Source organism: Actinophytocola sp. (assembly GCF_049647105.1).
GTDB lineage: Bacteria > Actinomycetota > Actinomycetes > Mycobacteriales > Pseudonocardiaceae > Actinophytocola.
On record NZ_JBARWZ010000211.1, the window covers coordinates 1 to 22,238 of the forward strand.

Annotated in this window: 20 protein-coding genes and 2 riboswitches; of the genes, 13 read left to right on the forward strand and 7 right to left on the reverse strand. The window is 70.9% G+C overall.

Going from position 1 to position 22,238, the window contains the following annotated elements; all coding sequences use genetic code 11:
* Nucleotides 1–429: 429 nt before the first annotated feature.
* Nucleotides 430–2,085: an MFS transporter gene (locus WBA97_RS24820; RefSeq protein ID WP_424233356.1), complete on the forward strand. Its 1,656-nt coding sequence runs from the start codon at nucleotides 430–432 to the stop codon at nucleotides 2,083–2,085.
* A 171-nt stretch (nucleotides 2,086–2,256) separates the two neighbouring features.
* Here the strand turns inward: WBA97_RS24820 and WBA97_RS24825 are convergent, their stop codons facing one another.
* Entirely contained in the window at nucleotides 2,257–5,058 is a 2,802-nt protein-coding gene (locus WBA97_RS24825) for a helix-turn-helix transcriptional regulator (RefSeq protein WP_424233317.1), read from the reverse strand.
* Nucleotides 5,059–5,191: 133 nt separating this feature from the next.
* Here WBA97_RS24825 and WBA97_RS24830 point away from each other — a divergent pair, with 133 nt between their 5' ends.
* The 8 genes from WBA97_RS24830 (at nucleotide 5,192) to gcvP (ending at nucleotide 12,905) form a co-directional block, all read left to right on the forward strand.
* The gene (locus WBA97_RS24830) at nucleotides 5,192–5,992 is read left to right on the forward strand and encodes a class I SAM-dependent methyltransferase (protein WP_424233318.1); all 801 of its coding nucleotides are present in this window, start codon (nucleotides 5,192–5,194) and stop codon (nucleotides 5,990–5,992) included.
* Between the two features lie 38 nt (nucleotides 5,993–6,030).
* Nucleotides 6,031–6,627 carry a CDP-alcohol phosphatidyltransferase family protein gene (locus tag WBA97_RS24835; RefSeq protein ID WP_424233319.1) on the forward strand — a complete coding sequence of 199 codons (597 nt, stop codon included), beginning with the start codon at nucleotides 6,031–6,033 and terminating at the stop codon, nucleotides 6,625–6,627.
* Between the two features lie 36 nt (nucleotides 6,628–6,663).
* A complete protein-coding gene (gcvH, locus tag WBA97_RS24840; protein WP_424233320.1) occupies nucleotides 6,664–7,044 on the forward strand; it encodes a glycine cleavage system protein GcvH in 381 nt (126 codons plus the stop codon).
* A gap of 84 nt (nucleotides 7,045–7,128) precedes the next feature.
* Complete coding sequence (gene garA / locus WBA97_RS24845) at nucleotides 7,129–7,575, forward strand: glycogen accumulation regulator GarA (RefSeq protein WP_424233321.1); 447 nt, start codon at nucleotides 7,129–7,131, stop codon at nucleotides 7,573–7,575.
* A gap of 31 nt (nucleotides 7,576–7,606) precedes the next feature.
* On the forward strand, nucleotides 7,607–8,308 hold the full coding sequence (locus WBA97_RS24850) for a MerR family transcriptional regulator (RefSeq protein ID WP_424233322.1): 702 nt from the start codon (nucleotides 7,607–7,609) through the stop codon (nucleotides 8,306–8,308).
* 164 nt (nucleotides 8,309–8,472) lie between these two features.
* Complete coding sequence (locus WBA97_RS24855; RefSeq protein ID WP_054046144.1) at nucleotides 8,473–8,946, forward strand: bifunctional nuclease family protein; 474 nt, start codon at nucleotides 8,473–8,475, stop codon at nucleotides 8,944–8,946.
* Nucleotides 8,947–9,150: 204 nt separating this feature from the next.
* Nucleotides 9,151–9,708, forward strand: coding sequence for a MerR family transcriptional regulator (locus tag WBA97_RS24860; protein ID WP_424233323.1), 558 nt, complete (start codon nucleotides 9,151–9,153; stop codon nucleotides 9,706–9,708).
* An 85-nt stretch (nucleotides 9,709–9,793) separates the two neighbouring features.
* Nucleotides 9,794–9,884, forward strand: a riboswitch (glycine riboswitch).
* A riboswitch (glycine riboswitch) is annotated at nucleotides 9,885–9,995 on the forward strand. It abuts the riboswitch before it with no gap.
* Between the two features lie 39 nt (nucleotides 9,996–10,034).
* Nucleotides 10,035–12,905: an aminomethyl-transferring glycine dehydrogenase gene (gcvP, locus tag WBA97_RS24865; protein ID WP_424233324.1), complete on the forward strand. Its 2,871-nt coding sequence runs from the start codon at nucleotides 10,035–10,037 to the stop codon at nucleotides 12,903–12,905.
* Nucleotides 12,906–12,946: 41 nt separating this feature from the next.
* Here gcvP and WBA97_RS24870 read toward each other — a convergent pair whose 3' ends face one another.
* The 5 genes from WBA97_RS24870 to WBA97_RS24890 form a co-directional block, all read right to left on the reverse strand.
* The gene (locus WBA97_RS24870; protein WP_424233325.1) at nucleotides 12,947–13,441 is read right to left on the reverse strand and encodes a SecDF P1 head subdomain-containing protein; all 495 of its coding nucleotides are present in this window, start codon (nucleotides 13,439–13,441) and stop codon (nucleotides 12,947–12,949) included.
* Nucleotides 13,442–13,624: 183 nt separating this feature from the next.
* The gene (locus tag WBA97_RS24875; protein WP_424233326.1) at nucleotides 13,625–14,674 is read right to left on the reverse strand and encodes a hemolysin family protein; all 1,050 of its coding nucleotides are present in this window, start codon (nucleotides 14,672–14,674) and stop codon (nucleotides 13,625–13,627) included.
* Nucleotides 14,671–16,023, reverse strand: a complete 1,353-nt coding sequence (locus WBA97_RS24880) for a hemolysin family protein (protein WP_424233327.1) — start codon at nucleotides 16,021–16,023, stop codon at nucleotides 14,671–14,673. The genes WBA97_RS24875 and WBA97_RS24880 overlap by 4 nt, the downstream gene beginning before the upstream one ends.
* A 146-nt stretch (nucleotides 16,024–16,169) precedes the next feature.
* Entirely contained in the window at nucleotides 16,170–16,733 is a 564-nt protein-coding gene (locus WBA97_RS24885) for a TIGR03086 family metal-binding protein (protein ID WP_424233328.1), read from the reverse strand.
* A 9-nt stretch (nucleotides 16,734–16,742) separates the two neighbouring features.
* Nucleotides 16,743–17,321 (reverse strand): TetR/AcrR family transcriptional regulator, encoded by a 579-nt coding sequence (locus WBA97_RS24890; protein WP_424233329.1) that lies wholly within the window; start codon nucleotides 17,319–17,321, stop codon nucleotides 16,743–16,745.
* A gap of 165 nt (nucleotides 17,322–17,486) precedes the next feature.
* On the opposite strand from WBA97_RS24890, the gene egtA reads away from it, so the two are divergent.
* Genes egtA through egtD form a run of 4 tightly spaced genes read left to right on the forward strand, consistent with a single transcriptional unit; the run spans nucleotide 17,487 to nucleotide 21,753 of the window.
* A complete protein-coding gene (gene egtA / locus WBA97_RS24895) occupies nucleotides 17,487–18,713 on the forward strand; it encodes an ergothioneine biosynthesis glutamate--cysteine ligase EgtA (protein WP_424233330.1) in 1,227 nt (408 codons plus the stop codon).
* Nucleotides 18,710–20,035: an ergothioneine biosynthesis protein EgtB gene (egtB, locus tag WBA97_RS24900; protein ID WP_424233331.1), complete on the forward strand. Its 1,326-nt coding sequence runs from the start codon at nucleotides 18,710–18,712 to the stop codon at nucleotides 20,033–20,035. The genes egtA and egtB overlap by 4 nt, the downstream gene beginning before the upstream one ends.
* Nucleotides 20,036–20,038: 3 nt before the next feature.
* Entirely contained in the window at nucleotides 20,039–20,785 is a 747-nt protein-coding gene (gene egtC / locus WBA97_RS24905; protein ID WP_424233332.1) for an ergothioneine biosynthesis protein EgtC, read from the forward strand.
* The gene (gene egtD / locus WBA97_RS24910) at nucleotides 20,782–21,753 is read left to right on the forward strand and encodes an L-histidine N(alpha)-methyltransferase (RefSeq protein ID WP_424233333.1); all 972 of its coding nucleotides are present in this window, start codon (nucleotides 20,782–20,784) and stop codon (nucleotides 21,751–21,753) included. The genes egtC and egtD overlap by 4 nt, the downstream gene beginning before the upstream one ends.
* A gap of 3 nt (nucleotides 21,754–21,756) precedes the next feature.
* On the opposite strand, the gene WBA97_RS24915 is transcribed toward egtD, so the two are convergent.
* Complete coding sequence (locus WBA97_RS24915) at nucleotides 21,757–22,080, reverse strand: hypothetical protein (RefSeq protein ID WP_424233334.1); 324 nt, start codon at nucleotides 22,078–22,080, stop codon at nucleotides 21,757–21,759.
* Nucleotides 22,081–22,238: the final 158 nt, after the last annotated feature.

The window sequence follows — 22,238 nt, forward strand, 5'->3', positions numbered from 1 at the left end:
GAGTCTTCGGTTCGGAACCCGCGAGTTCGCGGTTCGGAACCAGCCAGGGGGTGACGCGAACCGCCAACGGGGGGTCCTGAACCGCCAACTCGGGTCCTGAACCGCCAACTCGGGGGTCCTGAACGGACGACTCGCGGGTCCTGAACCGAAGACTCGCGGGTTCCGAACCGTGGACTCGCGGGTTTTGGGGGTCGGTTCGTGGGGGAAAGCGGCTTTTGCGACATGGTGGGCGTATTGGTGTGGGCTTTTTCTGGAATCTTGGTTGGGTGGGCATGATCTCCGCCACCAGGTCTTTAGCAAGGCGAACAATCGGGGTTAGTCTTGCGAACGAACCTGACGGAGGAGGTCTTCACCGTGTCGCGTGTGCGGTCGCTCGCCGAACTCGGCCCGCACTACAAGTGGATCGCGCTGTCCAACACCACGCTGGGCATGCTGATCGCGACGATCAACTCGTCGATCGTGCTGATCGCGTTGCCGGACGTGTTCAAGGGAATCGGGATCAACCCGCTCGATCCGGCCAACACCAGCTACCTGCTGTGGATGATCATGGGCTTCCTGGTCGTCACCGCCGTGCTGGTGGTCAGCTTCGGGCGCCTTGGCGACATGTACGGGCGTGCCCGCATGTACAACCTCGGCTTCCTGATCTTCACGATCTCGTCGATCCTGCTCGCGGTCACCTGGATGTCCGGGGACGCGGCCGCGCTCTGGCTCATCGGCTGGCGCGTAGTCCAGGGCATCGGCGGCGCGTTCCTCATGGCCAACTCGAGCGCGATCCTCACCGACGCGTTCCCCGCCAACCAGCGCGGTCTCGCGCTCGGCATCAACGGCGTGGCCGCGGTCGCGGGCTCGTTCCTCGGTCTCGTCGTCGGCGGCGTGCTGGCCCCGATCAACTGGCACCTGGTGTTCCTCGTGTCCGTCCCGTTCGGCGTGATCGGCACGATCTGGGCGTACCTGAAACTGCACGACACCTCGCCGCGGCAGAAGGCAAACCTCGACTGGGGCGGCAATATCACCTTCGCGGTGGGGCTGATCGCGGTGATGGTCGCGATCACCTACGGACTCCAGCCGTACGGCGGTCATCCGATGGGCTGGACGAACCCGTGGGTCCTGGGTTCGCTGATCGGCGGGCTGGCGGTGCTCGGCCTGTTCGCCTGGATAGAGCTGCGTACCGAGAACCCGTTGTTCGACCTGTCACTGTTCAAGATCCGGGTGTACAGCCTCGGCAACCTCGCGAACCTGATGGCCTCGCTCGGCCGTGGTGGTCTGCAGTTCATCCTGATCATCTGGCTGCAGGGCATCTGGCTGCCGCAGCACGGCTACTCCTACGAGGAGACGCCGCTGTGGGCGGGCATCTACATGCTGCCCATGACCGTCGGCTTCCTGATCGCCGCGCCGCTGTCCGGTGTGCTGTCCGACCGGCGCGGGGCCGCGTTCTTCACCACCGGCGGCATGGTGCTGACGGCACTCACGTTCTTCCTGCTCACCGAGCTGCCGGTGAACTTCCCGTACCCGCTGTTCGCCGCGCTGCTGGTGGCCAACGGGATCGGCATGGGCATGTTCACCTCGCCGAACCGCGCGGAGGTCATGTCGAGCCTGCCCGGCAACGCGCGCGGCGCGGGCGCCGGCATGACGGCCACCTTCCAGAACTCGGCGATGGTGCTGTCGATCGGCATCTTCTTCAGCCTGATCATCGCCGGGCTGTCGACGACGCTGCCTGCCGCCATGAGCACGGGCCTCACCGCGCACGGTGTGCCCGCCGACGCCGCGAACGAGTTGGCGCAACTGCCCGCGGTCGCCGTTCTGTTCGCCGCGTTCCTCGGCTACAACCCGATCGAGCACCTGCTTGGCGGTTCGCTGGGCGGGCTGCCGCCGGACCAGGCGGGGTTCCTGACCGGGCACAGCTTCTTCCCGAGCCTGGTGACGGAACCGTTCGCGGACGGCCTGCACATCGCGTTCTGGTTCGCGATCGTCGCGAGCCTCGTCGCCGCGGTCGCGTCGTGGTTCGGCCGGCCCCGCAGCGACAAGGCGGGCGTCGTGGATGAACTCGCACCACGGGGAGTCCCGGTACCGGACCCGGCCTCCTGACCATCCGAACGGTTCGCAGAAGCCTCGCGCGCGACGCAACCCCCACCCGATCCCGGGGGCGTCCCGCCATGCCAGTTTACCGGCTGGGGGTGACATGGGTGGGGGTTCGCGGGGTGGCTGTGGACAACTCACCCTGCTGTGGACAACTCGCTCCGTTGCGGGCGTCAGGCGTCAGGTCAGGTCGCGGCGTTGGGCGACCGCCGCGGCCTGGATGCGGCTCTTCAGGCCGAGTTTGCGCAGGATGTTCGACACGTGGACGCTCGCCGTCTTCGTGCTGATGAACAGTGCCGCCGCGATCTCGGCGTTGGTGCGGCCCAGGCCGACGAGTGCCAGCACCTCCACCTCCCGTGCGGTGAGCCCGTGCGGGTCCTCCGCCGCCGGGGTGGCGGCGACCGTCGGCAGCGTCAGGCGGGCTCGTTCGGCCAGCGCTCGCACGTCCTTCGCCAGCGGGATCGCGCCCAGCGACGCCGCGATCCCGGCCGCCTCCGTCAGCGCGGTCACCGCCCTCGGCCGCAGACCCCGGCCGAGCAGCAGGGCCTCCGCCTCCCGGAACCGCGCGTAGCCCAGCAGGTGCCGGTCGTGGGCGGCGATCCCGGCGACCGTCGACCACGCCGCCGGGTCCGGCGACGCGAGCCGGGTTCGTTCCGCACGTGCCAGTGCCAGCGAGCGCAGCGTCCTCGGCAGCGGCACGGCGCCGTCCTCGGTCAGCGCCGCGAGGTGGGCCTCGCCAGCGGCGAGGATCTCGTCCGCTCGCGTGAGCCCGTCGTCGTGGGCCGCGTCCGCCTCCACCCGCACGCCGATCGCGGTCAGCCGGGCCGCGCGGTGCTGGTTGTCCGCCGAGAGGGCCACCCGCAGCCCTTCGCGGACCGCCGCCCGCGCGTCCGCCCAGCGGCCCTCCTGGAGCGCCATCAACGCCTGCAGTGCCGACAGCTCGGTACCGAACTGCACGTCGTCCTGGCCGGCCAGGGTGGCCGCCGCCGGGGCCAGCAGTGCCGCCGCGGCCGCGACGTCACCGCGTTTGAGGTACACGTCCGCGCGTGTCTGGTCCACCGGCAGGCGCGTGAACGCGTCGGCGCCCTGGTCGGTCGGGTCGTCGGTGGTGTCGAGCGCCTCGTCCCAGCGGGACAGCTCGGCGAGCGCACGGACCTGGTTGCCGACGATCAGCAGCAGGTAGAAGTCGAAACCGAACTCGCTCGCCCGCGCGATGCCCTCGCGGGACAGGGCGAGCGCCTCCTCCGGCCGGTCCACCCACACCAGCGCCTCGGTGTGGTTGGCGTAGCTGACGCCGATCATCCTCGGGTCCCGCGTCTCGTTCGCGAGCGCGAGGTGGTTGCGCAGGTACCCGAGCCCGTCCTCGATCTGCCCGGTGCCGATCGAGCTGATCCCCAGCACCATCAGGCCGCGCGCGTACGACCTGGTGTCGCCGGCGGCCTGCGCCACCGGGATCAGCTCACGTGCGAACCGCAGCGCCTCGCGGTGCCGGGACTGCAGCATCGCGAGCCCCACCCGGTGCGCCATGATCGCGACCCGTTCCGGCGAGTCGGCCGGGATCAGTTCCAGGGCGCGCCGGTTGGCCGACCTGGCGAGCGGCCAGTCCGCCGACGCCCACGCCCGGTGCGCCAGCTCCGCGTACGCGACCGCGGCCCGCTCCGGCTCCCGCACGGGGTCGAGCAGGGCCAGCCGCTCCCGCGTCAGCTCGACGGCGCGTGCGTTGCGGGACGCGATGCTGGCGGCCGCCGCGGCCCGGTCCAGCAGGGTCGCCAGGTCCAGCCCGGTCAGCGCCTCCGGGTCCGACGCCCCCGGCCAGCGCCGCAGCGCGCGTTCGTAGTGCGCGTGCGCCTCAGCGGACGCGAACGCCGCGGCCGCCGACTCACCGGCACGCACGGACGCAGCCAGCGCCTCGTCCGCCTCACCGGCCGCGTCCCAGTGGTGCGCCAGTTCCGCGACCGGGGTCGGCCGGGCGGCGAGCAGCCTGGCCACCCGCGCGTGCGCGGCCCGGCGCTCACCTGGCAGCAGGTCGGCGTAGATCGCCTCGCGGATCAGCGCGTGCCGGAACGCGTAGCCGTCGTCGCCAGCGGTCACCAGCTGCCCGTGGTGGATCAGGTCCCGCACCGAGCCGCCGATGTCCACCCCCGACAGCGCGGCCAGCTCCGCGAGCAGGTCGTGGGACACCGAGCGGCCGATCACCGACGCGAGCCGGGACAGCTGCCGCGCGCCCTCGGTCAGCCGGGCCAGCCGGGTGATCACCACCTCGCGCACGGTCTGCGGCACCTCGCCGCGCGCGGGCCACGCCGCGATCAGCTCCTCGGTGAAGAACGGGTTGCCCTCGGCGCGGATCAGCAGCACCTTCACCATCTCGCCGCCGGGCTCAACGCCGAGCAGACCGCGGGCCAGCGCGGTCGTCTCCGCCGGGTCGAGCGGCGGCATCCGCAACCGCTCGGTGTGCGGCAGCCTGCCCAGCTCGGCGACCATGCCCGCCACCGGGTGGTCGCCGCCGACCTCGCCGGTGCGGTGCGTGCCGATCTGCAGCACCGGCGCGTGCCGCAGTGCTCGCTGCAGGAACACGAACAGGTCCCGTGTCGACGCGTCCGCCCAGTGCAGGTCCTCCAGCACCAGCACGACGGGCCTGCCAGCGGCCGCGATCATGTCCGCGACCCGGCGGAACTCGGTGGCCCGGTCGGTGCCGCCGCGGAACAGCCCCTGCCGGTCCGGCAGCCCGCCCAGCGCCTCCTCGAACGGTGCGTAGGGGATGTCGGCCTCGAGCTGCAGGCAGCCGCCGGACAGCACGGTCGCGCCGTCGCGGGCGGCCCGGTCGGCGAACTCCTGGACCACGCGGGTCTTGCCGACCCCCGCGTCGCCCTCGACCAGCACGAGCCTGCCGGTGCCCGCGACGGCGTCCGTGAGGGCGGCGCCGAGCACGGCCAGCTCACTCCGCCTGCCGATCAGCTCCGGCACCGACACCCGTCGTGACACGCGATCAGTATCCACGTGCGGTGTGAGGTGGAGCGCGCCATCTAAGACATCCGGGCGGCCGATCTGAGGCTATGCCCGATGTGCCGGGCGGCCGTGACCGCGAGCATTGGTCGTGACGGGCAGGGAGCGCGACATGATCGCCGGAACGATGTACGGGTATCCGTTGCAGGACAGTGAGCAGGACTGGCCGCCGCTGCCGGAGCAGGAGCTCCGGCCGCTGCACCGCGCCGTCCTGGGTGCGTTGGGTCCACTGGACGGGCAACGGTTGCTGGACGTCGGTTGCGGTGTCGGGCTGTTCCTGTGTGCCGCCGAGCAGCGGGGAGCGCTGGTCGCGGGCACGGACACCGCCGTCGAGCGGCTGGAGATCGCTCGATGGGCGCTCCCGGACGCCGACCTGCGGGTCGGTGGGCTCGTCGATCCTGGGGAGGCACTGCCGTTCGACAGCGGCACGTTCGACGTTGTGACGACGGGGGCGTCGGTGCACAACGGGACGGACCGTGCGGCGGTGCTGAACGAGCTGGTGCGGGTGGTCCGCCCCGGTGGCCGGGTCGCGGTCGGAGGCTGGGTCCGACCGTCCGGCTGCTGGGCGGAGAACTTCGCGGGCCACCTGCGCCGGCTCGACCTCCTCGCGCCATCGGCAGGTGCCGACGACGGCCTCGACGGCGCGCTGTCGGCTGCCGGGCTGACCGTCCTGCACAGCGGCGACGTCAGCTGCCTGGCCACCTATCCGAGTGCGGGCGCAGCGTGGACCGCCATGCTCGGCAGCGAGCCGATCCTGCGGGCGCTCCGCATGGTGGGGGAGGTGCCGGTGCGTGCCGCGTTCATGGCCTCGGTCGCAGGAGCCGTCCGCGCGGACGGTGTCGTCCGGCTGCCGAAGTCGTTCCGCTACGTGGTCGCCACGACGCGGATCCGCGCCGCCGTGGCCGGAGCCTGACCCGCATCGCTCGCTGACCGGCGAATACGCTGCGGGGTATGGCAGCTGTGCCCGAAGAGCTCCCGGACCGGTGGCTCACCATTCCGAACCTGCTCAGCGTGATCCGCCTCGCGCTGGTTCCCGTGTTCCTGTGGCTGCTCCTCGGCCCGGAGGCCGACGGCTGGGCACTGGCCATCCTGGTCTACAGCGGGGCCTCCGACTGGGCCGACGGCAAGCTCGCCCGCTGGCTCAACCAGGCCAGCAAGCTGGGCGCGATCCTCGACCCCGCCGCCGACCGGCTGTACACGCTGGCCACGGTCGTCGCGTTCGTGCTGCGCGACATCATCCCGCTGTGGTTCGCGCTGGTCCTGGTCGGCCGCGACCTCGTGGTCGGGCTGTGCATCTGGGTGCTGCGCCGCAACGGGTTCGGCCCGCCGGAGGTCACCTACATCGGCAAGGCCGCCACGTTCAACCTGATGTACGCGATGCCGCTGCTGCTCATCGCGCAGGGCGGCTCCGACTTCGCCGCGTTCGTCCGGCCGGTGGCCTACGCGTTCGTCGTGTGGGGCAGCGCGTTGTTCGTCTGGTCCGGAGTGCTCTACCTGGTGCAGACACGCATGGCGCTGCGCTCACCACTGAGGGCCGGGTCCATCTAAGCTTCGGCCAAACCCAAGCTGCGCGGAGGAAGTTCAGTGACGCCGGAAGAACTCAAGTACACGGAAGAGCACGAGTGGCTGTCCACCACCGGTGGCAGCACCGTGCGTGTCGGCATCACCGACTACGCCCAGGAGCAGCTCGGCGATGTCGTGTTCGTCGAACTGCCCAAGGTGGGGGAGAAGGTCGACGCAGGCTCGCCGCTCGGCGAGGTCGAGTCCACCAAGAGCGTCTCGGAGATCTTCGCGCCCATCTCCGGCGAGGTGAGGGCGGTGAACACCGCCCTGGACGAGTCCCCGGAGCTGATCAACAGCGACCCCTACGGCGATGGCTGGATCGTCGAGATCGCCGCCGATGACGTCGCCGCGCTGGACGCGCTGATGGACGCCGCCGCCTACCGGGAACTCACCGACAAGTAGGCCCAGGGGAGTCACCGGATCGTGCCCTGATCGCGCACGGTAGGTTGAGTGAGGACATCAAGCATCAGCAGGAGGAGAGCTCAGGTGAGCACCAACGACGGGCCCGGCGTGCCGCCGGAGCAGTCGCCGGAGCGGACTTCCGTCTTCCGGGCCGACTTCCTCGACGCCGAGGCAACCGAGACGCCAGCCCCGGAGCCTGCCGTCGCGGGTGTCGACGCTCTGCCGGCGGGTTCCGCTCTCCTGGTCGTCAAGCGCGGGCCGAACGCGGGTTCCCGCTTCCTGCTCGACCGCGACACCACGAGCGCGGGACGGCACCCGGACAGCGACATCTTCCTCGACGACGTCACGGTCTCCCGCAGGCACGCCGAGTTCCGGCGTGAGGGCGGCGAGTTCGTGGTGATCGACGTTGGCAGCCTGAACGGCACCTACGTCAACCGGGAGCCGGTGGACCAGGCCGTCCTCGCGGGTGGCGACGAGGTGCAGATCGGCAAGTTCCGACTCGTGTTCCTCACCGGCGCCAACGCGTCGTAGCGACGTCAGCGGACTCCAGCGGAGGTCAGGTGTGACGGCAGCCGGTCGACCGGCTGGCGACCTGCTGAGCATCGGTGCGGTGCTCGGCAGGCTGCGCGAGGAGTTCCCGGACGTCACCATCTCGAAGATCCGGTTCCTGGAGGCGGAAGGGCTGGTACAGCCTGCCCGCACCGCCGCCGGGTACCGGCAGTTCACGGCCGAGGACGTGAATCGGTTGCGTTTCGTGCTGGCCGCACAGCGTGACCACTATCTGCCGCTCAAGGTCATCAAGGAACAGCTGGACGCCGCCGACTCGGCCGAGCGGCCAGGCGTCCTGCGGGTCGTCCCGGTCGACGGCCTCCCCGCCGCGGAGGACTTCGCCGAGCGGTCGATCCGGCGGATGACCCGCGAGGAACTGATCGACACCGCGGGCATCGACGCGGCGACGCTGAGCGACCTGGAACAGTACGGGCTGGTCAGGCCGGGCGCGGCAGGCCTGTACGACAGCGAGTCCGCGCAGATCGCCGCCATCGTGCACGCGCTGGCCGATTTCGGCGTGGAACCCCGTCACCTGCGAGGTTTCCGGGCGGCGGCCGACCGCGAGGTCGGGCTCGTCGAGCAGATAGTGGCACCCTTGCACGGCCGCAAGGAGCACGGCAGAGCGGACGAAACGGTCCGTGAGTTCGCCGCGCTGTCCGTGGGACTGCACACGTTGCTCGTCAAGGCTGGTCTACGGCGCATCGCGGGGAAGTAAGGTGTCGAACGAGTCGTTGGCACGATATGACATCGGCACTCGATCGTCTCCGGATTGCACAAGCGTCGGAACCGGATGGCGGGTAGCGTCGACGCCAGCGATAAGCGATGCTCGAAGAGGTGGATGCACATCCTCGCTGAGCCAGTCGGAGGGAGGCGAACCCGATGAGCGAGATGCGAGTCGTGGGCGTGCGGGTGGAACTGCCCGCCAATCAACCGATCTTGCTACTGCGCGAAACCGAAGGTGAGCGATACCTCCCGATCTGGATCGGCTCGGTGGAGGCCACGGCCATCGCACTCGAGCAGCAGGGGGTGCGACCGGCGCGGCCGCTGACGCATGACCTGCTCAAGGACGTGATCGGCGCGTTAGGCCGGGAGCTCGAACAGGTGCGGATCACGGATCTGCGTGAGGGCACGTTCTTCGCGGAACTCGTGTTCGACGGTGATGTGCGGGTGTCCGCGCGGCCGAGCGACTCGGTGGCGCTGGCGCTGCGGGTGGGGGTGCCCATCCACGCTGAGGACTCGGTGCTTCAGGAGGCCGGGCTGATCATCCCGGACGAGCAGGAAGACGAGGTCGAGAAGTTCCGCGAGTTCCTCGACAGCGTCTCGCCGGAGGACTTCCGCGGCGCCGACACCTGAGGTGAGCGGCCCGAGGACGCTGTGGAGCCCTGATGCGGCTGTCCAGCATGACCGGGCCGGATACCCAATTGGTAACAAAGTCTCCAATTCGGGTTTAGGTTTGCGACCTGTCACCCGCGCGTCGCGTTGACCCTGTCCCCTTGCCGACCTACCGTCGTATTGACGAGCTGACGGCTCGCGCGTGGCAGGAAACTGGAGGCAGGCGTGGTCGAGGAAGGTCCCGTCACCGGAGAGCAGGGCGAGCTGTTTCCGGACCAGTCCGGTCCGGACGAGCTCGTCGGCTACCGCGGGCCCGCGGCTTGTCAGATCGCCGGCATCACGTACCGCCAGCTGGACTACTGGGCACGGACCGGGCTGGTCGCCCCGACCATCCGCAGTGCGCACGGCTCCGGCTCGGCCAGGCTCTACTCGTTCAAGGACGTCCTGGTCCTGAAGGTGGTCAAACGCCTGCTCGACACCGGCGTCTCGCTGCAGAACATCCGCGTCGCGGTCGAACACCTGCGTCGTCGCGGGGTCCGTGACCTGGCCAGGATCACCCTGTTCTCGGACGGCACGACCGTCTACGAGTGCACCTCGCCAGAGGAGATCGTCGACCTGCTGCAGGGCGGGCAGGGTGTCTTCGGCATCGCCGTGTCCGGCGCCATGCAGGAGATCAACGGGACCATCCACGAGTTCCCGGCCGAGCGGGCAGACGGCGGCATCGTCGAGACGATGACCGACGACGAGCTGACCGCCCGCCGCAAGGCCCGCAACGTCGGCTGACGTACCGACCGGTGTGCACACCACGCCGTTCTTCCCGGTAGCCGCGAGCGGATGAGCGGACGGGGTACGCTACCGGCGTAGTCGCTGATCCCACGCGGGAGAGACCGAGCTCGAATCGGCGCCGAAGGAGCAACTCCTCCCCGGAACCTCTCAGGCACCCGAACCGCGCGGGGTAGACGCCTCTGGAAAGTGGACCGGGTGACCGGACCCGCCGAAGGTGCAAGTCCATCGACTTTGGACGAAGCTCTCAGGCGCACGTCATACCGTGCGGGGACAGAGGGGGAGGGCAGCTTTCCGTATGCCCACCCACGCCCGGAGGCGCGCCGATGACCCAGGACCGGATCCCACTTGCCGCCCTTGAGGACGGCACCCAGTTCGCCGACCGGCACATCGGGCCCCGCCCGGCCGAGCTGGCGCGGATGCTCGACGTCATCGGGGTCGGGTCGCTCGAGGAGCTGGTCGAGCGGGCCGTGCCCGACTCCATCCGCGAGGAGAACCCTGACCTGGGGCTGCCCGCGCCGGCGTCCGAGGCGCAGGCACTGGCCGAGCTGCGTGGGCTCGCCGCCAGGAACACGCCGCTGACCTCGATGATCGGGCTCGGGTACTACGACACCGTCACCCCGCCCGTCATCCTCCGCAACGTGCTCGAGTCCCCGGCCTGGTACACCGCGTACACGCCCTACCAGCCCGAGATCTCCCAGGGCAGGCTCGAGGCGCTGCTGAACTTCCAGACGATGGTGGCCGACCTGACGGGGCTGCCGCTCGCCAACGCCTCCATGCTCGACGAGTCCACCGCCGCCGCGGAGGGCATGACGCTCGTGCGGCGGGCCGGGAAGGCCGCCTCGTCCCGCTTCCTCGTCGACGCCGACACGTTCCCGCAGACCATCGCCGTGATCGAGACCCGGGCGGAGCCGCTCGGGATCGAGGTCGAGGTCGTCGACCTCACCGACGGGCTGCCGGACGGGGAGTTCTTCGGCGTTCTGCTGTCCTATCCCGGCGCGGGTGGCGCGGTGCGGGACCACGCCGCGCTCGTCGACGCCGCGCACGACCGTGGCGCCCAGGTCATCGTCGCCGCGGACATCCTGGCGCTGACCCTGCTGCGGGCGCCGGGTGAGATCGGGGCCGACGTCGTTGCCGGGTCGACCCAGCGGTTCGGCGTGCCGATGGGCTTCGGCGGCCCGCACGCCGGGTACCTCGCCGTGCGGCAGGGGCTCGAGCGGCAGCTGCCCGGCCGTCTGGTCGGGGTGAGCGTCGACGCGGACGGAAACCGCGCCTACCGGCTGGCGCTGCAGACCCGTGAGCAGCACATTCGCCGCGAGAAGGCCACCAGCAACATCTGCACCGCGCAGGTCCTGCTCGCGATCGTCGCCTCCATGTACGCCGTCTACCACGGGCCGGACGGGCTGGCGAACATCGCGACCCGCGCACACCGGATGGCCGCCGTGTTCGCCGCCGGGCTGCGGGCCGGCGCGGTGACCGTCGTGCACGACCACTTCTTCGACACCGTGCTCGTCGAGGTGCCGGGACGCGCCGACGAGGTCGTCGGCAACGCACGCGACCGGGGCATCAACATCCGCCGCGTGTCGGCGGACCGGGTCGCGGTCGCCTGCGACGAGGCCACCACGCGGGACCACGTGCGCAAGCTGTGGGCCTCGTTCGGGGTGGACGGGGACATCGACCAGCTCGACATCGACACCGAGGACGCCTATCCCACCACGCTCGCCCGCACGTCCGAGTACCTCACGCACCCCGTCTTCTCGACCCACCGCTCGGAGACCGCGCTGCTGCGGTACCTGCGTGCGCTGTCGGACAAGGACGTCGCGCTCGACCGGTCCATGATCCCGCTCGGGTCGTGCACCATGAAGCTCAACGCGACCGCCGAGATGGAGCCCATCACCTGGCCCGAGTTCGCGGGCCTGCACCCGTTCGCGCCGGCGGCCGACGCCGCCGGGCTGCTGGACATCGTGGGTGACCTCGAGGACTGGCTCGCGCGGCTCACCGGGTACGACGCGGTCAGCCTGCAGCCGAACGCGGGCAGCCAGGGCGAGTTCGCCGGGCTGCTCGCGATCCGCGCCTACCACCGCGCAGGCGGCAACGGCGAACGCAACGTCTGTCTCATCCCGGCGAGCGCGCACGGCACCAACGCCGCCAGCGCGGCGATGGCCGGCATGCGCGTGGTCGTGGTTCGCTGTGACGACAACGGAAATGTCGACGTGGACCACCTCAGGTCCACTGTGGACGCGCATCGCGACGACCTCGCCGCGATCATGATCACCTACCCGTCGACGCACGGCGTGTACGAGGACACGGTGCGGACCGTGTGCGGGCTCGTGCACGACGCGGGTGGTCAGGTCTATGTGGACGGTGCGAACCTCAACGCGCTGATCGGGCTGGCACGCTTCGGGAAGTTCGGCGCCGACGTGTCGCATCTCAACCTGCACAAGACGTTCTGCATCCCGCACGGTGGCGGCGGCCCCGGCGTCGGGCCGATCGGCGTGCGCGAGCATCTCGCGCCCTACCTGCCGAACCACCCGCTGCAGCCTGCCGCCGGACCCAGGACGGGGGTCGGGCCGATCAGCGCGGCGCCATGGGGCAGCGCGTCGATCCTGCCGATCTCGTGGGCCTACGTGCGGATGATGGGTGGTGCGGGGCTGCGGCGCGCGACCATGACCGCGGTGGCCGCCGCGAACTACGTCGCGAAGCGGCTGAACGAACACTTCCCCGTGCTGTACGCGGGCGTTGGCGGGTTCGTCGCCCACGAGTGCATCCTCGACCTGCGTGGCATCACCAAGGCCACCGGCATCACCGTCGACGACGTGGCGAAGCGGCTCGCCGACTACGGGCTGCACGCGCCCACGATGTCGTTCCCGGTGGCCGGCACGCTGATGGTGGAGCCGACCGAGAGCGAGGACCTGGCGGAGCTGGATCGCTTCTGCGGCGCCATGATCGCGATCCGCCGCGAGATCGACCGGGTCGCGCAGGGCGACTGGCCGCTGGAGGACAACCCGCTGCGCGGCGCGCCGCACACGGCCGAGTCGATCGCGGGCAAGTGGGACCACGCGTACAGCCGCGAGGATGCCGTGTACCCGGACGGCGCGACCGGGCCGAAGCTGTGGCCGCCGGTGCGGCGCATCGACGGCGCCAAGGGCGACCGCAACCTGGTCTGCTCGTGCCCGCCCATCGAGGCCTATCAGTAACGTCGCATGACGGCACCCCCCTCGCGAGGGGGGTGCCGTCCCTACTTGCCGGTGATCTTGTCCAGCAGAGCCTGGGCCTCGTCCTTCGTGTACCGCCCGGTGATCTGGATCTCGCCGCCCGTGATGGCGTCCTGGATCTGCGGTGCCATGAGCACCTCGTCGTCCGCGACCATCGCCAGGCGCTCACCGACGTGGTCGCCGGTCCAGTCGCCGAAGGACTTGCCGTCGGCCTCGTCCAGGTCGAGGTTCAGCACCCAGGTGAGCACGGTCTCCTCGTACCTGATCTCCGCCTTGTCCAGGCGGTCGATCGTGAAGATCGGCTCGTCCAGCGTGAGCTGCTCACCGTCCGCCGAGGGCAGCACGAGCACCGCCGGGTCCGCCGACTCCGTCGCCAGCACCGGGCGCAGCTCGATGGGCACGGCCAGGTCCACCGGGCCCGTCGTGTCCGGTTCGCCGCCCTCCGGGACACCGCCCTCCCGCGACGTGCACCCGGCCAGCAGCAACGCGGCCAGCACACAGACCACCAACGACCTCATCCCAGCAACTCCTCGCACTGCGCGACCAGCCTCGCCCGCAGCGGAGCCGCCCGTTCGGTGAACCCGGCCCGTTCGCGCCGGTACCGGGCCCGGCCCTCCGCCGTCTCGATCCGCACCGGAGCGTAGCCGAGCGTGCCCGGTACGGCGGCGCCGGAAGTTCTCCGCCGCCGCCGCCGTACCGGGTCAGGTGTCCGGGTCGGTGTGGGTGCCGTCCCGCACGGTGCCCACGTACTCCTCGACCAGGTCCTCCAGCGCCACCACACCGAGCACCGTGCGGTCCGCCGCCACCGCCTTCGCGACGTGGCTGCGCGCACGGCGCAGCGCGGCGAGCGCCTCCTCGAGCCGCGAGTCGGCCGGGATCTCCGGCAGACCGCGCACCCGGTGGTACGGCACGGGTGTCGACGGGTCCCGGTCCGCCTGGTCAAGGACGTCCTTGACGTGCAGGTAGCCGTTCAGCCTGCCGTCGGGCATGCGCACGGGGAACCGTGAGAAACCCGTGCGGTTGACCGCTTCCTCGATGTCGCCGACGGTCGGTGGGTGGGGCACCGTCTCGACCTCGTCGAGCGGCACCAGCACGTCGGTCACCGTCCGCGCCGCCGACGACAGCGTCTGCGTCAGCCGCCGGTGCTCGGCCTGGTCGAGCAGGCCCTCCCGCCGCGAGTCCGCGATCATGTTGGCCAGTTCTTCCGGCGTGTGCGCGCTCTCGATCTCGTCCTTCGGCTCGACCTTCATCAGCCGCAGCACGCCGTTCGCGGTCACGTTGAGCAGCGAGATCAGCGGCCGGATCAACCGGATCCAGCCGACCAGCACCGGCGTCAGCCAGATCGCGGTCTGCTCCGGCGCGGCGATCGCGATGTTCTTGGTGACCATCTCGCCGAGCACGATGTGCAGGATCGACACGAACACCAGCGCGATCGCGAACGCCGCCGCGTGCAGCAGGGCGGCGGGCAGGTTCAGCGGTCCCAGCACGAACTCGAGGTAGTACGCCACGGTGGGCTCGCCGAGCGCACCGAGACCGATGGTGCACAGGGTGATGCCGAGCTGCGCGCCCGCCATCATCATCGACGTGTGCTCCGCGGCGCGCATGACGATCCGCGCCCGGTCGACGCCCCGCTCCGCCATCGCCTCCAGCCGGTCGCGCCGCGCGCTGACCAGCGCGAACTCGGCGCCGACGAAGAACGCGTTGAGCAGCAACAGGAAAACGGCCACCAGGATGGCAGCGCCCCCGGTCATCGAGCAGCCACCTCTTCCCGATTCTCCACCGGCTCGGCGTCTGGGATCCGCGCCACCCGCAGCTCCGCGACCCGGTGCCGGTCCATGGCCATCACGGTGATCCGCCAGCCGTCGATCCGCACCTCGTCGTTGACCTCTGGGATGCGGCCCAGCCGTGCCAGCACGAGGCCGGCGAGGGTCTCGTAGTCGCCTTCCGGCATGCGGAACCCGGTGGCGTCGGCCAGTTCGTCGTCCCGCAGCAACCCGGACACCATCCAGCTGTCGCGGCCAAGCGGGCGGACCGGGTTGACCTCGCCGCGGTCGTGCTCGTCGCGCACGTCGCCGACGATCTCCTCGACCAGATCCTCCAGCGTGACAAGGCCCGCGGTGCCGCCGTACTCGTCGACGACCACCGCGAGCTGCAGACCCGACTCGCGCAGCCGGTCGAGCAGCGTGTCGCCGTCGAGGCTCGCGGGCACGGTCTGCACCGGCAGCGCCAGCTTGTTGACCGCCGTCGTCCCGCGCTGGTCCACCGGCACGCTGAACGCCTGCTTGACGTGCACGACGCCGCGCACGTCGTCCAGATCTCCTTCGTGCACGGGGAAACGCGAGTAGCCGGTGCGCCGCGTCAGCTCGATCAGGTCGAGCACGGTCGCGTTCGTCGGCAGCGACTCGACCTGCACACGCGGGGTCATCAGCTCCTCGGCGGAACGGTCACCGAACCGCAGCGACCGGTCGAGCAGCGTCGCGGTGCCGGGGTCGATCGTGCCGTGCTGGGCGCTGGAGCGGACCAGCGAGCCCAGCTCCTGCGGTGACCGTGCGGATGCCAGCTCGTCGGCCGGTTCGATGCCGAGCCTGCGCACGAGCCAGTTCGCCGCGCCGTTGAGCAGGTTGATGAACCAGCGCAGCGCGGCGGAGAACCGGATCTGTGCGCCCGCGACCGCGCGGGCGGTGGCGATCGGCCTGGCGATCGCCAGGTTCTTCGGCACCAGCTCGCCGAACAGCATCGAGATCACGTTCGCGATGATCAGCGCCACCACCAGCGCGATCGGCAGCGCCGCGCCGTCGGGCACGCCGAGCACGTCCAGCAGGGGCCGGATCCAGCCCGCGATGATCGGCTCGGCGAGATAACCCATGGTCAGGGTGGTGATGGTGATGCCAACCTGCGCGCCGGAGAGCTGGAACGACAGCGACTGGTGCGCCTTGTGGACGTGCTTGGCGCGGGCGTCGCCGACCGTGCGCAGCTGGTGTTCCACCTGGCTGCGCTCCAGCGCGGTGAGGGAGAACTCGGCGGCGACGAAGATCGCCGTCCCGAAGGTGAGGGCGATGATGGCGAGAACCCCGAGGACTTGCAGCAGTAGTCCGGTCATCCGGCGCCACCGCCGAAGACCGGACTCGTATGGCAGCCGGGTTCTCCCGGCTCGGTACTGTCGCTGGGGGACTGTGCGTCGGGCACGGTTTCAGGTCACTCCTATCCGCCTACGGGATGGTGACCAGTGTAAAGGGCAGCCGCCGGCTATGGCGTTCGTCCGAGCAGCCCGATCAGCCGTGTCCCGGCGGGCGCGTCGGCCGGCACGGGCACGGGGTCGGCGAACATGCCAGTGCCCGCCAGCGCGGCCGCCTGCGGCTCGATGAACGACAGCACCGCCCGCGCCAGCTCGTCCGGGATGCCCGGATCCGCGCCGAGCGCCGTGGCCAGGTCCCAGCCGTGCACCGTGAGGTCGGTGGTCATCTGCCAGCCGTAATCGGCCGCGTCCGCGTCGCCGTAGCTGAGGTGGACGGTGCGGTCGACCGCACCGGCCTGCAGCCAGGCTGACCTGGCCACATCGCTCGCCGCCTGCCACGCCGACGGCGGGTCGTCGTCGAGCCGGTCACCGTCGAACTTGTCGCCGACCTCGGCCACCGTGCGTCCGGCCAGCACCTCGGGCACCCACAGCTGCTCCACCACGATGTGGTTCACGAGGTCCCGCACGGTCCATTCGGAGCACGGAGTGGGGGAGTCCCAGTCGGTCAGGCCGACCTTGTGCATGGCGCGGTCGAACACGTCCACCGCTTGTCCGTGTGCGTCCAGGAGATCCATCCACCCAGGCTAAGCGCTACCGCCGCCCCGCCGCCGGACGGAAGCCTCCACCAGGTCGAGCACCGGTTCGAGATCGTCGGCGGGCAGGCCCATGGCGAGGTGGGACACCAGGCCCTCCAGCACCAGCTCCAGATAGGCGGTGAGGACGTCGACGTCAACGTCGTCACGCAGGTTGCCTGCCTCCCGCTGGCGGACGAGGCGGGCGCGGGTGGCGATGGAGAGGTTGCGTGACCGCTCCGCCCAGCGCTCCCGGAACTCCGGGTCGGTGCGCAGCCGCCGCGACAGCTCCAGGCGGCTGCCCAGCCAGTCGGCGCCGTTCTTCGTGGCGAGCAGGTCGCGCATGACCTGGACGAGGCCCTCCTTCGCGACCACGTCCGCCATCCGCAGCGCGTCGTCCTCGGCCAGCGCGAGGAACAGCGACTCCTTGTCGCGGAAGTGGTGGAAGATCGCGCCGCGGGACAGGCCAGTGGCGTCCTCGAGCCGCCGCACGGTCGCGCCCTCGTAGCCGTAGCGCGCGAAGCAGACGCGGGCCCCGTCGAGGATCTGGTGGCGGCGCGCGTCGAGATGATCCTGGCTGACCCGTGGCACCTACTGATCGTGGCAGTCCGGTCACCCTGATGCAATCCGTACGTACGTCTTCTGTGGGTGTACCCGGTTTCTCCCGACTGTCCACATCGTCGCGTGCGCGGTCTTCTTCGCCGTCACGTAATTGTCGGTGGGCGCGTGTAGCGTCGATTTCAGGAGGTGATTGCTGTGACAGCAGTCCAAGATCCGCAGGTCACGGGGCCTGATCGGCGCCGCCTGCGGGATCGGGTCGAGGCGGAGGCCTATGTCGCCTCGGTCTGTTTCAAGCACGGGCCGCCGAGACTGCACGGAGTGGAGCTCGAGTGGATCGTCCATCATGAGGAAGATCCGCGGCGGCGGTTGGACGCCCGGCGTCTGGCAGCCGCGCTCGGTCCCTACGCTCCACGCACCCTGACCCCCGACAGTCCACAGAACCCACTGCCGTCCGGGTCTCCCCTCACCGTCGAACCCGGCGGCCAGGTGGAGATCTCGGCCCTTCCCCGGCCATCACTCGCCGAGCTGTTCGACGCGGTCCACGCCGACCTCGCGTTTCTCACCGAACTGCTCGCCGAAGCGGGCCTGGTCCTCGGCGACAGAGCCGTCGACCCGCACCGGTCGCCCGCGAGAGTCCTCGACACCCCGCGCTACGCAGCGATGGAGCACGTCTTCGAGCCCATCGGGCCGCACGGGATCACCATGATGTGCTGCACCGCGGGCCTGCAGGTGTGCCTGGACGCCGGTGAGGCGGACGCGGTCGCCGACCGGTGGGCGGCGGTGAGCGCGCTCGGCCCGGTGCTGGTCGCCGCGTTCGCGAACTCCCCGACACTGTCCGGCAGTCCGACCGGCTGGGCGTCGGCGCGGATGCGAGCGGTACTCGGCACCGACCCGGCCAGGTCGTTCCCGTCCGCGATCGTCTCGGACCCGGCCGCCGACTGGGCCCGCCGCGTGCTCGACACACCCGTCCTCTGCGTGCGCGGGGAGGGCACGCGCTGGCACACGCCGACCGGTCTCACGTTCGCCGACTGGGTGGCGGGCGGCTTACCGACGCCGCCGACCACCGACGATCTCGACTACCACCTTTCGACGCTCTTCCCGCCCGTGCGCCCGCACGGATACCTCGAGGTGCGTTATCTGGACGCGCAACCGGGCAGCGGCTGGGTCACGCCGACCGCGCTGCTGTCCGCGCTCATGTCGGAGCGGCGCACGGTCGACGCGGTGCTCGACGTCTGCCTGCCGGTGAGCGACCGATGGCTGCCGGCCGCGCGCGACGGGCTGGCCGACGAGGAGATCGCCAGGGCCGTGGAGGCGGTGCTGGAGCTGGGTGCCGCCGCCCTGCCCGGCATGGGGCTGCCGCCCGGCCTGACCACGGCGATCGTCGCCGACCTCGACCGACTCATCGTGAGGAGCAGGACATGACCGCGGCAGACATCGGGACCGAGGAGCTCCGCACACGGGTGGCGGAGCAGTTGCGGCGGGCGCGGGACCGCAGCGTCGCCCTGACCGACGCCGTCGACGACGACGACCTGGTGCGCCAGCACTCCACGCTGATGTCCCCGCTGGTGTGGGACCTCGCCCACATCGGCAGCCAGGAGGAGCTGTGGCTGGTCCGCGACGTGGGTGGCCGCGAACCGCTGCGCCAGGACATCGACGACCTGTACGACGCGTTCCAGCACCCGCGTGCCATCCGGCCCGCGTTGCCGCTGTTGTCGCCCGCCGAGGCCAGGGGGTACGTGCGGGAGGTGCGGGACAAGGCGTTCGAGGTGCTGGAACGCAGTCCGCTGGAAGGGCGGCGGCTGGAGGCGGGCGGGTTCGCGTTCGGCATGATCGTCCAGCACGAGCAGCAGCATGACGAGACCATGCTGGCCACCCACCAGCTGCGGTCAGGGCCGCCGGTGCTGCACGCGCCACCGCCACCGCCGGGGCGCCCGCTGTCCGCCAGGGAGGTGCTGGTGCCCGCCGGGCCGTTCGCCATGGGCACCTCGATCGACGCCTGGGCGCTGGACAACGAACGGCCCGCGCACGAGGTGCACGTCGACGCGTTCTTCATCGACACCGCGCCGGTCACCAACGAGCAGTACCTCGCGTTCATCGCGGCGGGCGGGTACGACGACCCCCGGTTCTGGTCCGACGAGGGCTGGGCGTACCGGGTGAAGGCCGACCTGACCGCGCCGCGGTTCTGGGTGCGGGACGGCTCAGGCTGGCTGCGGAACCGGTTCGGGCACGTGGAACCGATCCCGCCGGACGAGCCCGTCGTGCACGTGTGCTTCCACGAGGCGAGGGCATACGCCACGTGGGCGGGCAGGCGGCTGCCGACCGAGCCGGAGTGGGAGAAGGCGGCCCGCTTCGACCCGGCCACCGGGCGGTCCCGCCGGTTCCCGTGGGGCGACGAGGATCCCGGCCCCGAACACGCGAACCTTGGGCAGCGGCACCTGTCGCCCGCCCCGGTCGGCGCGTACCCGGCGGGGGCGTCGCCGCTGGGGGTGCACCAGCTGGTCGGTGACGTGTGGGAGTGGCTCGGCTCCGACTTCCACGGCTATCCGGGGTTCCAGGCGTTCCCGTACCGGGAGTACTCGGAGGTGTTCTTCGGCGGCGACTACAGGATGCTGCGCGGCGGTTCCTTCGGCACCGACGCGGCGGCGGGCCGCACGACGTTCCGCAACTGGGACCACCCGATCCGGCGGCAGATCTTCGCCGGGTTCCGGTGCGCGCGCGACGCGTCCCGTGAGGAGCTGGCCTGAGCCGTGTGCAGGCATCTTGCCTACGTCGGCGAGCCCGTGGGGCTCGCCGACCTGCTGCTGACGCCGGAGCACTCGCTGCTGCGGCAGTCGTGGGCGCCGTGTGACATGCGTGGCGGTGGCACCGTGAACGCGGACGGGTACGGGATCGGCTGGTACACAGGCGATTCCACGCCCGTCCGGGTGCGCCGCCCAGCGCCGATGTGGACCGACGCCGCACTGCCGGGGCTGGCCGCGTCGGTCACCTCCGGTGGGGTGCTCGCGGCCGTCCGCTCCGCCACGATCGGCATGCCGGTGGTGGAGACGGCGTGCGCACCGTTCACGACGGGGCGATGGTTGTTCAGCCACAACGGTCTCGTGCGGGGGTGGCCGTCGTCCGTGGCGCCACTCGCCGAGCGGCTTCCGGTGACCGACCTGCTGCTGATGGACGCGCCGACCGACGCCGCACTGCTCTGGCTGCTGGTGCGGGCGCGGCTGTCGGCCGGGGTGGCGCCCGAGGAGGCGGTCGCCACGGTGGTCACCGAGGTGGCCGCTGCGGCGCCCGGCTCGCGGCTGAACCTGTTGCTGACCGACGGATCGACCATCGCCGGGACCGCGTGGACGCACGCGTTGTGGGTGCGTGCGCTGCCCGGCGCGGTCGTCGTCGCGTCCGAGCCCTACGACGAGGAACCCGGCTGGCGCGAGGTGCCCGACGGGCACCTCGTGACCGCCACACCGTCCGATGTGAACATCACGAGACTGGGAGACCCATGACCGACCTGACCGTGCATCTGACGCAGAACGACGTGGTACGCGGCCTGCGCTCGGATGTGCTGACGGGCCTGACGGCGACGCGGAAGACGTTGCCGCCCAAATGGTTCTACGACGCGCGGGGGAGCGAGCTGTTCGAGGAGATCACCCGTCTCGAGGAGTACTACCCGACCCGCGCCGAACGGGAGGTGCTGGCCGACCGGGCCGACGAGATCGCCGCGCTGACCGGCGCGAGGACACTGGTGGAGCTGGGTTCCGGCTCGTCGGAGAAGACCCGGCTGCTGCTGGACGCCTTGCGGGACAAGGGAACCCTGGACGAGATCGTGGCGCTGGACGTGTCGGACGCCGCGCTGGAGTCGTCGGTGGCGATCCTGCGCGAGGCGTACGCCCCCGCCACCGTGCACGGCGTGGTGGGTGACTTCACCCAGCATCTGGCGCTGCTCCCGGGCGGCGCGCCCCGCATGGTGGTGTTCCTCGGCGGCACGATCGGCAACCTGCTGCCCGCGGAACGCGCGAAGTTCCTGTCCGCACTGCGGGACAACCTGCGAGCGGGGGAGTGGCTGCTGCTCGGCACCGACCTGGTGAAGGACCGCGACACCCTCGTGCGTGCCTACGACGACGCGCGGGGCGTGACCGCGGAGTTCAACCGCAACGTGCTGCACGTGCTCAACCGGGAGTTGGGCGCGGACTTCGACGTTGCGGCGTTCGAGCACGTCGCCGTGTGGGACGAGCAGGAGGAGCGGATCGAGATGCGCCTGCGGGCCACCCGCGCGATGCGGGTGCGCATCCCGGGGGTGGACCTCGAGGTCGACTTCGCCGATGGCGAGGAGCTGCGCACCGAGGTCTCGTCGAAGTTCCGCCCGGCCCGCGTGGCGGCGGAGCTCGGCGATGCGGGGTTCGAGCTGACCAAGTGGTGGACCGACCGGCTGAGCCGGTTCGGCGTCACGCTGGCCCAGGCCACCGGGGCGTAGACCTCAGCCGTTGCGGGCGGCGGCACGGATGCCGAGCAGGAGCGGCAACGCGCCCTGCTCGGCGATCTGCCGGGGCAGACTCGGCGCGAGCAGCAACTCGCTGCCCGCGCCGAGCCCCCCCGCGCAGCGCGCCGAGGTCCGGGCACTCGTGTCCGAAGGAGCAGCGGAGCCGGTCGAACCCTCGACCGGACGAGCAGCCGAACCTGGTGCCCCGTCCAGGCGGCTACGGCACGATTCTCTTTCGGCCCCGCCGCCCGCCGGCCGCGTTGCCGAAAGGCCCGGGTACAACCGGGTACGACGACCTTCCGGCGCCTTGCCGGCGAACACCGGGATCCACCGATAATCACCCCGATCCACCTGGACGGGGCACTAGCGCACGTGGTCACCTCTCCCGATCTCCGCGTGGTGAGTGCCCATCATCGCGTATCGCCCGGCCGTTCCGTTTCCGAGCGGATGTCCCATTCGCGCGCTCACCCGCCGGTTTC